Annotated in this window: 13 protein-coding genes; 2 read left to right on the forward strand and 11 right to left on the reverse strand. The window is 68.8% G+C overall.

Features of this window, described 5'->3' with window-relative positions; genetic code table 11:
- Positions 1-5: 5 nt before the first annotated feature.
- Genes ACFPAH_RS12180 through wrbA form a run of 7 tightly spaced genes read right to left on the reverse strand, consistent with a single transcriptional unit; the run spans position 6 to position 8440 of the window.
- On the reverse strand, positions 6-1868 hold the full coding sequence (locus ACFPAH_RS12180) for an ABC transporter transmembrane domain-containing protein (protein ID WP_379745322.1): 1863 nt from the start codon (positions 1866-1868) through the stop codon (positions 6-8).
- Positions 1865-2968: a lipocalin-like domain-containing protein gene (locus ACFPAH_RS12185; protein WP_379745325.1), complete on the reverse strand. Its 1104-nt coding sequence runs from the start codon at positions 2966-2968 to the stop codon at positions 1865-1867. Before ACFPAH_RS12185 ends, ACFPAH_RS12180 begins: the two co-directional genes overlap by 4 nt.
- 14 nt (positions 2969-2982) lie before the next feature.
- Positions 2983-5529 (reverse strand): FtsX-like permease family protein, encoded by a 2547-nt coding sequence (locus ACFPAH_RS12190; RefSeq protein ID WP_379745328.1) that lies wholly within the window; start codon positions 5527-5529, stop codon positions 2983-2985.
- Positions 5517-5954, reverse strand: coding sequence for a DUF4124 domain-containing protein (locus tag ACFPAH_RS12195; protein WP_379745331.1), 438 nt, complete (start codon positions 5952-5954; stop codon positions 5517-5519). Before ACFPAH_RS12195 ends, ACFPAH_RS12190 begins: the two co-directional genes overlap by 13 nt.
- Before the next feature lie 13 nt (positions 5955-5967).
- On the reverse strand, positions 5968-7377 hold the full coding sequence (locus ACFPAH_RS12200; protein ID WP_379745334.1) for an FAD-binding oxidoreductase: 1410 nt from the start codon (positions 7375-7377) through the stop codon (positions 5968-5970).
- 20 nt (positions 7378-7397) lie between these two features.
- Positions 7398-7796 carry a DUF2069 domain-containing protein gene (locus tag ACFPAH_RS12205; protein WP_379745337.1) on the reverse strand — a complete coding sequence of 133 codons (399 nt, stop codon included), beginning with the start codon at positions 7794-7796 and terminating at the stop codon, positions 7398-7400.
- Complete coding sequence (gene wrbA, locus ACFPAH_RS12210) at positions 7796-8440, reverse strand: NAD(P)H:quinone oxidoreductase (RefSeq protein WP_379745340.1); 645 nt, start codon at positions 8438-8440, stop codon at positions 7796-7798. The genes ACFPAH_RS12205 and wrbA overlap by 1 nt, the downstream gene beginning before the upstream one ends.
- Before the next feature lie 87 nt (positions 8441-8527).
- Here wrbA and ACFPAH_RS12215 point away from each other — a divergent pair, with 87 nt between their 5' ends.
- Positions 8528-9895 carry a YihY family inner membrane protein gene (locus ACFPAH_RS12215; RefSeq protein WP_379745343.1) on the forward strand — a complete coding sequence of 456 codons (1368 nt, stop codon included), beginning with the start codon at positions 8528-8530 and terminating at the stop codon, positions 9893-9895.
- Position 9896: 1 nt separating this feature from the next.
- On the opposite strand, the gene ACFPAH_RS12220 is transcribed toward ACFPAH_RS12215, so the two are convergent.
- From ACFPAH_RS12220 to ACFPAH_RS12230, 3 genes are read right to left on the reverse strand one after another with little or no spacing between them, the layout of a single operon-like run.
- Complete coding sequence (locus ACFPAH_RS12220) at positions 9897-10187, reverse strand: Mpo1-like protein (protein WP_379745346.1); 291 nt, start codon at positions 10185-10187, stop codon at positions 9897-9899.
- Positions 10188-10197: 10 nt separating this feature from the next.
- Positions 10198-11007: an alpha/beta fold hydrolase gene (locus ACFPAH_RS12225; RefSeq protein ID WP_379745349.1), complete on the reverse strand. Its 810-nt coding sequence runs from the start codon at positions 11005-11007 to the stop codon at positions 10198-10200.
- Positions 11004-12320, reverse strand: coding sequence for an O-acetylhomoserine aminocarboxypropyltransferase (locus ACFPAH_RS12230; RefSeq protein WP_379745352.1), 1317 nt, complete (start codon positions 12318-12320; stop codon positions 11004-11006). The genes ACFPAH_RS12225 and ACFPAH_RS12230 overlap by 4 nt, the downstream gene beginning before the upstream one ends.
- Before the next feature lie 194 nt (positions 12321-12514).
- Here ACFPAH_RS12230 and ACFPAH_RS12235 point away from each other — a divergent pair, with 194 nt between their 5' ends.
- On the forward strand, positions 12515-12967 hold the full coding sequence (locus tag ACFPAH_RS12235) for a CBS domain-containing protein (protein ID WP_379746000.1): 453 nt from the start codon (positions 12515-12517) through the stop codon (positions 12965-12967).
- A gap of 184 nt (positions 12968-13151) precedes the next feature.
- Here the strand turns inward: ACFPAH_RS12235 and ACFPAH_RS12240 are convergent, their stop codons facing one another.
- Positions 13152-13523, reverse strand: coding sequence for a hypothetical protein (locus tag ACFPAH_RS12240; protein WP_379745355.1), 372 nt, complete (start codon positions 13521-13523; stop codon positions 13152-13154).
- Positions 13524-13543: the final 20 nt, after the last annotated feature.

A 13543-nucleotide genomic window follows, 5' to 3' on the forward strand; every position in this document is an offset into this window, starting at 1 on the left:
TCGTGTCAACTTGCAACACCCGATGCAGGCTGTTCAACATGGATGTGATGGAACTGCAGCGCCGCCAGGTTGGCGTAGATGCCGCCCATCGCCACCAGCGACGCATGGGTGCCGGTTTCCACCACGCGTCCGTCTTCCATCACCACGATGCGGTCGGCGCGCTGCACGGTGGCCAGGCGGTGGGCGATGATGATGGTGGTGCGCCCGACCATCGCCGCTTCCAGCGCGCCCTGGACCAGGCGTTCCGATTCGGCGTCGAGCGCGCTGGTCGCTTCGTCGAGCAGCAGCAGCGGCGGATTCTTCAGCAGGGCGCGCGCAATCGCGATGCGCTGGCGCTGGCCGCCCGACAAACGCACGCCGCGCTCGCCGAGGAAGGAGCGGTAGCCCTGCGGCAGGCGTTCGATGAACTCGTGGGCGGCGGCCATCTTCGCGGCCGCGATCACCTCTTCGTCGCTGGCCTCGGGCCGGCCGTAGCGGATGTTTTCCATCGCGTCTTCCGAGAAGATCACGGTGTCCTGGGGGACGATGCCGATGGCGCCCCGCAGCGTGTGCAGGTCGAGGTCGCGGATGTCGACGCCGTCGAGCGTGATCGCCCCCGCCTGCGGATCGTAGTAGCGCAGCAGCAGCTGGAACAGGGTGGTCTTGCCGGCGCCCGAAGGGCCGACGACGGCGACCGTCTCGCCGGGACGGATCGCCAGCGACACGTGCGACAGGGCCGCCGTGTCCTGGCGCGAGGGGTAGGCGAAGGTCACGTCCTGCAGGGCCAGCGCCGCGCCGTTCGATGTTTCACCTTGGTGGCGTGCCGGCAGCGGGCGCGGGTGCGCCGGATTGCGGATGTCGGCGCGCGCCGAGAGCAGCTCGAGCAGGCGCTCGGTGGCGCCGGCGGCGCGCTGCGCTTCGCCCATCACTTCCGACAGGGCGCCGATCGAGCCGGCCACGATGGCCGCGTACAGGATGAACTGCCCGAGGTCGCCGCTGGTCATCTCGCCCTGCAAGACCGCATGGGCGCCCAGCCACAGCACGAAGACGATGGTGCCGAACACCAGCACGATGGCCAGCATGGTCAGGAAGGAGCGGGCGCGGATGCGCTGCATGGCCGCGCCGAACGCGCCCTCGACGGTGGCGCCGAAGCGCTCGGCCTCGATCTGCTCGTGGGTATAGGCCTGCACGGTCGGTATGGCGTTCAGGATCTCGCCGGCCAGGGCCGAGGCGTCCGCGATGCGGTCTTGCGAATCGCGCGAGAGCTTGCGCACGCGCCGCCCGAACAGCACGATCGGCACGATCACGGCCACCAGCAGGGCCAGGATGATGGCGGTCAGCTTGGCGCTGGTCACGAACAGCATCGCCAGGCCGCCCAGGAAGAGCAGGGTGTTGCGCAGGGCCAGCGAGATGCTGGTGCCGACCACGGTCTGGATCAGCGTGGTGTCGGTGGTCAGGCGCGACAGCACTTCGCCGGTCTGGGTGGTCTCGAAGAATTCGGGACTCTGCTGGACCACGTGGCGGTAGACCGCGCTGCGGATGTCGGCCGTGACGCGCTCGCCCAGCCAGGACACCATGTAGAAGCGCGCCGCCGTGGCCAGGCCGAGCACGGTGGCGACGCCGAACAGGGCCAGGAAGGCGCTGTCGATGTGGCGGATGCCCTGGCCGCCGGCCGTATTGCCGAAGCCGAGGTCGATCATCTGCTTGAAGGCCGCGGGAATGGCCAGCGTCGAGCCGGCCGCAAACAGCAGCGCGATGCCGGCCAGGACGAACTGGCGCCGGTAGGGGGCCAGGAAGGGCAACAGGCCCTTGAGCGCGGCGAGGCTGCCTTGTGCGGGTGCCTGCGCCGGGGCGGAGGACTCTGTACTGCTGGGGGAACGCTTGGTCATCGTGTCGCTTGTTGTTGTTTTGTCTCTTGGTTCAACAGTTTCATCGGCCGTACGTAGCCGGTCATCTCGAGGTAGCCGCGCCCTGCGGGCACGCCGTCGCGCGCCACCGTTACCGCGCCCTCCCAGTAGACGGCGCCCGTCGAGCGGCGCGAGTCGAGTTCCTGGTCGTGCTGCAGCGGCGTGACCTGCCAGCGCGTCGTACCCGTGGCAATCGTGGTGGCGACCGGGTATTCGGCGTTCGTGCGCGGCGACTTCCACCGTGCCTGCGGGGTAAAACTGACCTGCTCGGGCGCGTAGCGCGTCACCTTGCCCTCGGCATTGCGCAGCGCCGCGTGCGCCCATAGTTTACCACCGTCCTTGCGGCGGACCTGGAAAGCCATCAGCGCCGACCCGTCGTCGAGGTTCAGGCCGACCCAGTCCCAGCCGCTCGCCTCGGGCTGCAGCGCTTCGCTCGACCATTCGTGATCGAGCCAGGCGCTGCCTGCGACCGGCCCGACTGCGCCGGCGCGCCCCGCCGTGCCGCTGACCTTCAGGTGCGGCTGGCTGTAGTAGTAACTGGCGTTCTGCGCGGAGGGTCCCTTGCGCGAATAGCCGTTTTCGCCCTGCACCAGGGTCGGCTGGGTGGGCACGAGGTCGAGGTCGAGCGTCAGCTCGTTCGAGCGCACCAGCACCCGGTAGCTGCCGTCCGGCGCGCGCCGCATGCGCCAGTCGTCGAGTTTCAGGTCGGTATCGCCGGCCCTGGCCCAGGCCAGCCCGAAGCCTTCGCGCGCGCTGCGCTCGGCGTGCACCAGGCGGCCGTAGGCCGGATCGGACACGGCGGCGTGCCCGATCACCAGCTGGTGCGGGGCAAAGGCGCTCGGGTTGGCCGGATCGTGTTCGGTGCGGCTGCGAAAGAAGGTCACCTGGAAGCCGAGCGGCTTGCCGGCCGCGGTCTCGACCCAGCCCGTGACGTACCACCATTCGGTGCGAAATGCCGGATGGGCGCCGAAATCGGTCGGGAAGCGCAAGCCCGACACCGGTGTCACGGGCGCGAACGCGGGCGGCGCCGCCAGGCAGGCTTGCGCAAACAACAGCAGTAGCGCGAGCAGGGGCCGGGTCAAGCTTGATCTTTTCACTACCAGTCCTCCCTGACGGCGCGCACCGGCCCGCCGGACAAGGCAAACCGTCCCGACACCAGGGCCGTGGCGACCGAGGCGGCGACCAGCACGAACGCCACGGTGCCCAGCAGGCCCCAGGGCAGGTGCAGGCCCATGGTCCAGTGGAAGGATTGCGGGTTGACAACGAAGACGAGGATCAGGCTGATGACCAGCCCGAGCGCGAAGCCGCAGGCCACGCCCAGCAGGGTCAGCAGGCCGCCCTCGCAGGCCAGGATGCCGAGCACCTGGCGCCGGGTCACGCCGACGTGGCGCAGCATGCCGAACTCCTTGGCGCGCGCCAGCGTCTGGGCCGAGAAGGTCGCGGCCACGCCCGACAGGCCGATGACGATCGCGATCGCCTCCAGCAAATAGGTGACGGCGAAGCTGCGGTCGAAGATCTGCAGGCTCATGGCGCGGATCTGGCCGGGCCGCGCGAGTTGCAGGGCCGGGCCGAAAGGCAGCTTGCGCAGCGCGCGTTCGATGGCGTCGGTCTGTTCCTCGCTGCCGGCATAGATGGCGGCGTCGGTCACCTCGTCCAGGCCGGTCAGCGCGCGGTAGTCGGCCAGGCGCACCACGACCGAGCCCGACTGGTTGGCGTAATCGCGCCAGACGCCGGCCACAAAAAAGGAAACCGGCCGCCCACCGAGCGGCAGCGTCAATGTCTGGCCGACCCGGGTGCCGTACAGGTCGAGCATCGCCTCCGAGACCCAGGCCGGGCGCGCGCCGGCCGGGATGGGACGCGACTGGCCGACCAGGAACAGCAGGCGCCCCGGGTCGGCCGGATCGAGGTCGCGCGCGATCAGGATCACGTCGGGACGGTTCTCGGCCAGGGAGACCGGCCGGGTGCGCAGGAACTGCACCGGATGGCCGGCGGCCGCGCGCAGGATCGCCTCCTGTTCGGGTTTGCCGAAGAAGCCGGAGCTGCCGCCGGCGGCACTGCGCACGTACAGGTCGGCCGGCAGGATGTGGCGCATCCAGTCGTCGACCGATTCGCGGAAACTGGCGACCATGATCCCCATCGCGACCATCAGGCTGAAGCTGGCAAGCACGCCGCCCAGTGCGATCGAGGCCTGGCCGGGCGCATTCGCCAGGCGCGCCAGGGTCAGCGCCAGTACCGGCGGGGCTTTGGTGGCGCGCAGCAATGGACGGTTGAGCAGGCGGAAGGTGCTGGACGCCAGGCGCGGCATCAGGCCGATGCCGCCGATCAAGAGCAGGGCGATGGCGAAATAGCCGAACAGCGGCAGCTCGAACACGGGCGGGGCGAAGGCGAAGACGGTGGCGAGAAGCAGGCAGAGCAGCGAGGGCCAGACCCGCGCCAGGCGGGTCAGCGCGGCCTCGTCGTTGCCGGATTTGAGGGCGACGGCGGGGCGGGCGCGGGCCGCCTCCAGGGCCGGGGCCAGGCAGCCGAGCAGGGCAACGCCCAGGCCGAGCGCGAAGAAGACCACGGCCGCGACCGGGGTGAACACGACTTGCGGCTTGATGCCGGGGAAGTAGCCGGCGCCGAGGTCGCCGCCGAAGAAGCGCAGGGCGAGCGCCGCCAGGGCGTAGCCGGCCGCCACGCCCAGCGCGGCGCCGATCACGCCCAGGCTGGCCCCTTCGACCAGCACCTGGCGCAGCAACTGGCGGCGCTCGACGCCGAGCACCCGCAGCAGGGCGAACTGGCTGCGCCGGCGCATCACCGACAGCGCCTGGGTCGAGAACACGAGGAAGGCGCCGGTGAACAGGGCGACCAGGGCCAGCACGGTGAGGTTGACCCGGTAGGCGCGGCTGAGGTTGTTGTTGCGGCTTTCCTGGTCGCTGTCGTTCGGCTGCTGGACGCGGAAGCGCCCCGGAAAGCGCCGTGCGAGGTCGCTTGCCAGCTGCCGCTCGAATTCGGCGCGGTTGACGCCGTCGCGCAGTTTGAGGTCGACGCGCGAGAGCCGCCCGATCTGCCCGAAACGCCATTGCAGGGCACCGATGTCCATCACGCCGAAGCGCTGGCCGGCACGGGCGCGCGCCACCGGGCCGGCCACGCGCAGCGCCAGGTCGCGGGTGCCGGCGCGTATCACCAGGGGCTTGCCGTCCAGGTTCAGCCAGCTTTGCGCGGCCGGCGACAGGAAGACGGTGTCGTCGCCCAGCACGTCGGTGCCGCGCCCCTCGGCGGGCACGCCCAGCAGGTCGGGCGCGATGTAGCCGGCGCGCAGCGGGTCGATGCCGACCAGGCGCAGCGCGCCGCGCGCGGCAGGCACGGCCGCCTGCAGTTCGAGCACCGGGGAGGCCAGCGCGACCCCCTGGTATTCGGCCAGGAAAGGGTAGATCGATTCGTCGAAGGTGGCCTCGCGTCCCAGCACCTGGACGTCGGCCTGGCCCGACAGGCTCTTGATGGCGGCCGAGAATTCGTTGAAGGCGGCGGCATTGATCAGGTGGATCGCGAAGCCCATCGCCACGCCGACCGCGATCGCGGCCACCGCCAGCACGGCGCGCACGGGATGGGCGCGCCATTCGCCGAACAGCAGCCAGCGCGACAGGACGTTCAGGCCGGACATTCCACCGCCAGCGCCTGCTCCTGCCGTTGTGCCTTCAAGCGCGCCGCGCCCGCTGCCTGTTTGGTGGCGCGCCCCGCGTCTTCGGCCGCCCAGGCCGCCTGCAGCCGCAGGCGCTCGCATGTGCGGCGCTGCAGGGCCGCGGCGCGGGCCGCGCGGGCATGGGCGCGCTCGTCGGCCTGCGCCTGGGCATTGCGCGCCCGCTCGAGTTGCGCCAGCCGCGCCTTGTCACGTTCCAGGCGGGCCGCGGCGGCGGCGGGATCGCTCGGTGCCGTCGCGCGCGGCAGGGCGCGCGCGACGCCATCCGCGCACGGGTGCTCGCCATAGCTGACCTTGCCGTCAGCGGTGCATTGATAGACTGTTTGTGATTGCACTGCCGCGCTCGCCGCCAGCAGGCATGCCGCCGTCACCGCCATGATGCGTCCCATCGTTTTTCCCCGTTCATAGGATTTTGCCGGGGTTCATGATGCCGAGCGGGTCCAGGGCGGTTTTGATGGCACGCATCATGTTCAGTTCGACCGGGTCCTTGTAGCGTTTCAGCTCCTCGACCTTGAGCGCGCCGATGCCGTGTTCGGCCGAGATCGAGCCGTCGAAGGCGGCCACGCTGTCGTGCACGATGCGGTTGATCTCGCCCTGGTTGGCGAGGAAGGCCTCGTGGTCGACGCCGTCCATCGGCGCCACGTTGTAGTGCAGGTTGCCGTCGCCGAGGTGGCCGAAGCAGACCACCTGGCAGCCCGGGAAAGCCTGGGCCAGCCGGGCGCCGGCGGTGTCGATGAAGTCGGCGATGCGCGAGATCGGCAGCGACACGTCATGCTTGATGTTCTTGCCGGCGCTGGCCTGGGCCAGCGGGATGTGCTCGCGCAGCTGCCACAGGCCGCCCGACTGCGCCGCCGACATGGCCACCACGGCGTCGATCGCGATCCCCGCTTCGAGCGCGGCCTCGACGCCCGATTCGAGCAGCCGGACCGCGTGCTGTTCCGACTCGCTGCTCGACACTTCCAGCAGCGCATACTGGGCGTGCGGGCGCGCGAAAGGCCGCGGCAGGTGCGGGAAGTGGGTGGCCACCAGGCGCAGGCAGAAGTCGGACATCAGCTCGTAGGCGGTCAGGTTCGATCCGCACACGTCCTGCATCAGGGACAGCAGGGACAGGGCGCTGGCGGGCGAGTCCATCGCCACCAGGGCGGTGGTGGCCGCTTTCGGCTGCGGATAGAGCTTCAGCACGGCCGCCGTGACGACGCCCAGCGTGCCTTCGGCGCCGATGAAGAGGTCGCGCAGCGCGTAGCCGGTATTGTCCTTGCGCAGCGCGCGCAGGCCGTCCCAGACCTCGCCGCGGGGCGTGACGACTTCCAGTCCGAGGCAGAGTTCGCGCGTATTGCCATAGCGGAGTACCGCCGTGCCGCCGGCATTCGTCGAGAGGTTGCCGCCGATGGTGCAGCTGCCCTCGGCCGCCAGCGAGAGCGGGAACAGCAGCCCGGCGTTTGCCGCGGCCTCCTGGATGTCTTGCAGGATGGCGCCGGCCTGTACCAGCATGGTGCGGTTGGTGGCGTCGACCTCGAGGATGCGGTTCATGCGCCGCAGCGACAGCACGACGGCGGCGCCGGAGGCGTCCGGCACGCTGCCCAGCACCAGCCCGGTGCGTCCGCCCTGGGGCACGATCGGCACCCGGGCGGCAGCGCATGCGGCGACCAGTTGCGCCACCTGGCTGGTATCGGCAGGCAGCAGCACGGCGCGGGCGCGTCCGGTGAAACGGCCGCGCCAGTCGGTGAGGTAGGGCGCCATCGCCGCCTCTTCCGCCACTACCCAGGGCGCGCCGACGATGTCGCGGCAGCGCCCAACGAATTCATCTGTCATGCGTCATCAGCCATGCGCCCTCAGTCATGCGGCACTTTCACCTTGTCGAGCAATTCCTTGGCCAGCTTTTGCGCCGCCTTCTTGTAGGGGCGCAGGTAGAGCAGGGCGCAGGCGAAATACACGCAGACCAGCACCACTTCGCCCATCGCCATGAAGCGCGACAGTTCGCTGGTGTCGCTCCAGGCGCGCACCACGCCCTCGGCGAAGTAGATCAGGATCACCATCGACGACCATTGCAGTGTGTACAGGTCGCGCTTGATCACGCCGCGCAGCGGAACGAGCAGCGGCAGCGCCTTGAGTGCGAGCAGGGATCCGCCCGGGTGCAGCGGGGCGACCCACATTTCCCATGCCACCAGCCAGCCGACCAGCCAGATGAGGCTGGTGATGGCACCACCGAGAAAGAGCTTAGGGGTTTGCATCAGCGTGGTCCGTGCAGTGGTTGCAGCTGTTGTTGTAACGGGAATTGCAGCTTCGCGGCAGCCTCGGCCAGGCGGCGCCCGAGCGCGATCGCCAGGCGCTTTTCGTCTTCCGTGACCGACTTGTCGCCGTCGATCCCCGCCCAGTGGGTGGCGCCGTAGGGGCTGCCGCCACTGGAAGTCGTCATCAGTTCCGGATGGGTGTAGGGCAAGCCCATCACCAGCATGCCGTGGTGCAGCAGCGGAATCATCATCGACAGCAGGGTGGCCTCCTGGCCGCCGTGCAGGCTGCCGGTAGAGGCGAACACGACCGCCGGCTTGCCGGACAGGGTACCGGCCAGCCATTCGGCCGCGGTGCCGTCGAGGAAGTATTTCATGGACGCTGCCATGTTGCCGAAGCGCGTGGGCGAACCCAGCGCCAGTCCCGCGCATTCGGCCAGGTCCTGCAGCTCGACATAGGGCGCGCCGCCGTCGGGAATTGCCGGCTGGGTGGCCTCGGTCACCGTCGAGACTGCCGGCACGGTGCGCAGGCGCGCCTCCACGCCGGGCACGCTTTCGATGCCCTGCGCGATCAGCTCGGCCAGTTTGCGGGTAGCGCCGTGGCGCGAGTAGTACAGAACAAGTATGGTCAGGGGGGTCGGGTTCATCGTTGGTATTATAGAATGCTTTGCCTTTTCGAATTGCTCGAGCGGCATCGCTCGAGCAAATGTCCCCAGGCTCATTGAAACGACAAGATGCTCTCCAAAACAGTGAATGCGATTTCGCGTTCCACCAACGATATGCTCCACCTCGGCGCCGAGCGCGTGCGCGGCCTGACCTTGGGCGAGGCGCGCGACCTGGTGCGCTTCGCCCGGCGCCGCCTGCGCGAGGAAATGTTGCCCCAGGTAGCAGGCAGCCTGACGTTCACGACCACGCTGGCACTGGTGCCGCTGCTGACGATCGTGCTGGCCATTTTTACCACGTTTCCGATTTTCGGTCAGCTCCGCACGGCGCTGGAAATGTATTTCGCCCAGGCCCTGATGCCCAAGGCAATCTCGAACACCATCATCTCGAACCTGACCCAGTTCGCCAGCAAGGCGACCGGCCTGTCGCTGCTCGGCGCCGTCATGCTGCTGGTGACCACGAGCACCATGATGGGCATGATCGAGCGCGTGTTCAACCAGATCTGGCGCGTGCGCCGTCCGCGTCCGCTGATGCAGCGCATGCTGGTGTATTGGGCCTTGATCACGCTCGGGCCGCTACTGTTCGGCCTGTCGATTTCGCTCACCACCCAGCTGTTCATGGCCACCGGCGGCGTGACGAAGTCGCTGCCGCTGCTGGGCACCGTGCTGTCGACCCTGGCCTCGGTCGCGCTCAGCACCGGCGCCTACACGCTGCTCTACGTGGCGGTACCGAATCGCTACGTCGACTGGCGCGACGCGCTGTGGGGCGCGCTGGCCGCGGCGATCGCCTTCGAGCTGGCCAAGCGCCTGTTCGCGCTGTTCATCCGCCAGTTCCCGACCTACGCCATCATCTACGGCGCGCTGGCAGCGCTGCCGCTGTTCCTGCTGTGGCTGTACCTGTCCTGGCTGATCACCCTGCTCGGGGCGGTGGTCGCGGCGGCGCTGCCGACGGTGAAATACGAGCGCTGGTGGCATGTGCCGGCGCCCGGCGGCGCCTTCGTCGATGCGATGGCGGTGTTGAAAGTACTGCACGGCGGCGCGCAGGCCACCGGCTCGGCGCTGGTGGATGCCGCCGCGCTGCGCGCGCATACGCGCATCGGCTACGACGAACTGGGGCGCCTGCTCGAGCAGATGGCGGCGGCGGGATGGGTCGGCCGGGTGCAGGCCGATGCCGCGCAGGCCGCGCGGCGCGGCTCGGCGATGGAGGCCTGGGTGCTGCTGGCCGACCCGGACAAGCTGAGCGTGGCGGACGTGTACCGCCTGTTCGTGTTCGGCGGCGCCCAGGCCGCGCTGGCGCCGGCCGCGCGCCAGGTGGCGGGATCGGCGCTGTCGCTCGACACGGACGCGCTGGCGCGGCAGGTGGAAGCGGCGGTGGCGCAGGGGCTGGACCGGCCGATCGGCGCGTATTTCGCGGAACGCGCCGTATTACCACCGGCTTGAATTACCAGCTTAATTTGCCCGTCAACATCTCCCAATACATCACCCAGTCCGCCCTGAACGACAGCCACGGCTGGGCAAAGCTCGCCGGCCGGTTGTGCTCGTAGAAAAAGTGCCCGACCCAGGCGCCGCCGTAGCCGAACACGAGCGCCGCCAGCACCCACCAGCCGTTCATGCTGGCCACCGCCGCCACCAGGGCCGCGATCGCGCTCGACGTGCCGATGAAATGGGCGCGCCGGCAGCGGCGGTCGGCGTGCTGGGCCAGGTAATACGGATAGAACTCGGCGAAGCGCATCGTCTCCTCCTCAATCGAGGCTGGCGGCGAAACCGGCGAGGGCGTCGAGCACCGCGTCGGGCTGCTCGCTCATCAGGGAATGGCCGGCGTCGACCTCGACCACCTTGGCGTGCGCGATGGCGCCGGTCAGCAGCTTCGTCGAGCGCGGCGGCGTCATCATGTCCTGCTTGCCGAAGATGAACAGGGCCGGGCAGCGCACGCTGCTTGCTGCCGCCTCGCCGTTGGCATAGGCATTGCAGGCAGAAAAGTCGGTGTAGAAGAGCCGGTCGGGATTGATGGCCGACATGCGCGCCATCAGGCGGCGCGCGCCGCCGAGCACCGAGAAGCCCGGGGCCGGGGCGGACGGCTTGTGCGCCCACGACGAATGCGACCAGATGTTGACCATGTCGATCGCCGCCGCCTCGTCGTCGCGCGCGGTGGCGAGCAGGGCGTCCGATACTTTCATCGGGTAGGTCGTGCCGAGCAGGGCCAGCGCGCGCACCTGTTGCGGCGCGCGATGGGCCGCTTCCAGCGCGATCAGCGAACCCATGCTGTGCCCGACCAGCAGCGCGGCCGACGCGCCGGCCCGCTCGAGCAGGGCCAGCAGCCAGTCGGCCATGGCTTCGACGCTGGCCAGGGCCGGCCCGGCGCTGCGGCCATGGCCCGGCAGGTCGACGGCCAGCACCCCATGGCCGTGGTGCGCGAACCAGCGCGACTGCAAGGCCCAGACCGAGTGGTCGTTCTGGGCGCCATGGAGGAAGACGACCGTCGGCAGCGCCGGGTCGAACGCTTTGCCGCCGCTGTAGCAGTAGGCAGCCTTGCCGTCGATATCGAGGATCATGCCCGCGCTCCCTTCTGCGACAGTTTCAGCGCGCGCGCCAGGTCCTCGATCAGGTCGTCCGCGTCTTCCAGGCCAACCGACAGGCGCATCGTGCCCTCGCTGATGCCGGAGGCCGCGAGCTGCTCGGCGGGGACGCGGAAGTGCGTGGTCGAGGCCGGGTGGATGACGAGCGACTTGGCGTCGCCGACATTGGCCAGGTGCGAGAACACCTTCAAGGCGTCCACGAAAGTCCGTCCCGCTGCGCGCCCGCCCTTCAGGACGAAGGTGAACACCGCGCCGCAGCCCTTGGGCAGCAGGGTGTTTGCCAGCGCATGGTCGGGATGGCTCTCGAGCTCCGGATAGGACACCGACTCGACCGCCGGGTTCGACAGCAGGAAGTCGATCACGCGCCGGGTATTGGCGACGTGGCGCTCCATGCGCAGCCCGAGGGTTTCGATCCCCTGCAGCACGGCGAATGCGTTGTGCGGGCTCATGACGGCGCCGAAGTCGCGCAGGCCTTCGCGGCGCGCGCGCAGGGCAAAGGCGCCCACCGTCGACTCCTCGGTAAACACCATGCCGTGGAAGCCCTCGTAGGGCGTGCACAGCTCGGCGAAGCGCCCGCTGCGCTCATGGGCGGCCTGCCAGTCGAAGACGCCGCCGTCGACCAGCAGCCCGCCGATGGCGGTGCCGTGCCCGCACAGGAACTTGGTGGCCGAGTGGAACACCAGGTCGGCGCCCAGGTCGAAGGGACGCTGCAGGTAGGGCGTGGTGAAGGTGGCGTCGACCATCAGCGGCAGGTCGTGCTCGTGGGCCAGCGCGGCGATGCGCGGGATGTCGAGCACATCCAGGCCGGGATTGCCCAGGGTTTCGCCGAACAGTACCTTGGTCTCGGGGCGGATCGCGGCGCGCCAGGCGTCGATGTCGCGCGGGTCGACGAAGGTGGTCTCGATGCCGAAGCGCTTGAGCGTATAGGCGAGCAGGTTGTGCGAGCCGCCGTACAGCGCGCGGGAGGCCACGATGTGCGAGCCGGCGCCGGCGATCGTCGACAGGCCCAGGTGCATCGCCGCCTGGCCGCTGGCAGTCGCGATGCCGGCCACGCCGCCTTCGAGCGCGGCAATGCGCTCTTCCAGCACGGCATTGGTCGGGTTCGAGATGCGCGAGTAGACGTGGCCGCTGCGCTCCATGTTGAACAGCGAGGCCGCGTGCTCGGAGTCGCGGAAGGCGAACGAGGACGTGAAATGGATCGGCGTGGCGCGCGCGCCGGTGGCGGGGTCGGGGGCTGCGCCCGCGTGCAGCGACAGCGTATCGAAGCCGGGATAACGTGGACCGCTCATGGTGTACTCATCAAGGAAGGAACGATGGGCGGCATCGTAGCACTGTTATTGACCAATACGCATCATTGCGCAAGTGCCAACCGGTTCTGCTTCCTCTGAATCCCGATTTTCTGCTACGCTAAGGCTACATCCGTTTTATGCCTTTGACAAAGAAATTACTAGTGAATACATTAACTGACGCCGGGGTGGCCAACATGAAAGTTTCGGAAATCCTGCAGGTGAAAGGCAATATCCTTTATACGGTCACTCCGGAAACGCTGCTGGCGGACGCGGTCAACACGATGTCGGAGAAAGACATCGGCTCGCTGGTGGTGATGGAATACGGCGACCTGGTCGGCATGCTGACTTTCCGCGAGGTGATCAAGGTGCTGCACGCCAACGGCGGCGGGCTCGGCGCCGGCACGGTACGCAAGTACATGGACGACAGCCCGATCACGGTGACGCCCGAAACCGAAGTCAACGAAGTGCGCCGCATGATGTTGGAGAAGCACGCGCGCTACCTGCCGGTGATGGATGCCAAGACCCTGCTGGGCGTGATCTCGTTCTACGACGTCGCCCGCGCCGTGCTCGAAGCGCAGAGCTTCGAGAACCGCATGCTCAAGGCGTATATCCGTGACTGGCCGGCGGAGCAGGCGGCCGAGGACTGAAACGCAGTTGAAACCCGCTTGACGCTTGTTTGAAACGCATTCGGCACCGATGCCCGCGTGCGTTTTAGCCTGTCTCAGGCTGGACAAAGGTATTGCGTCGGGGCAAGGTTCCATTTCTCGGGCTGTTCGAGCCCAGCAATCCGGTCGGCCCGCCGCCGCCAGGACAGGCCAATCATCGGCGTTTCTACAGGGTATTTGGCTGGGCAGGTGGCCGCGCTGCGGCGGCGCCGGCCGTCTGGCCGACCAAGGGGCTGCCGGCGGACGCGCCGGACGGGCATGGCGCCTGTACGACGCTGTCGCGCTCGCGCGGCGAAGGTGACGACAGGGCTGCGATTGCGTCAGGCGTCTCCCCGGCGGCGTGGTCCGGATTCTTGACGTCGCAGCTCTTCAGGTTGATGCCTTCGGTACGTATCCCGCAGAGCAGGCCCCAGGCGGCGGCCCAGCGCGCGGCGCGCTCCTCATCCTTGCGGGTAGGGCCGACGATCGCACGCTCGATGGCGAGCGTCATCCTGCGCATCGCATAGGACTTTCGGGAAAATCGGTCAAGTTTCGTCATCGCAACGCCGTGAGGATGCC

The organism is Massilia sp. GCM10023247 (assembly GCF_042653325.1).
Lineage (GTDB): Bacteria > Pseudomonadota > Gammaproteobacteria > Burkholderiales > Burkholderiaceae_D > Telluria.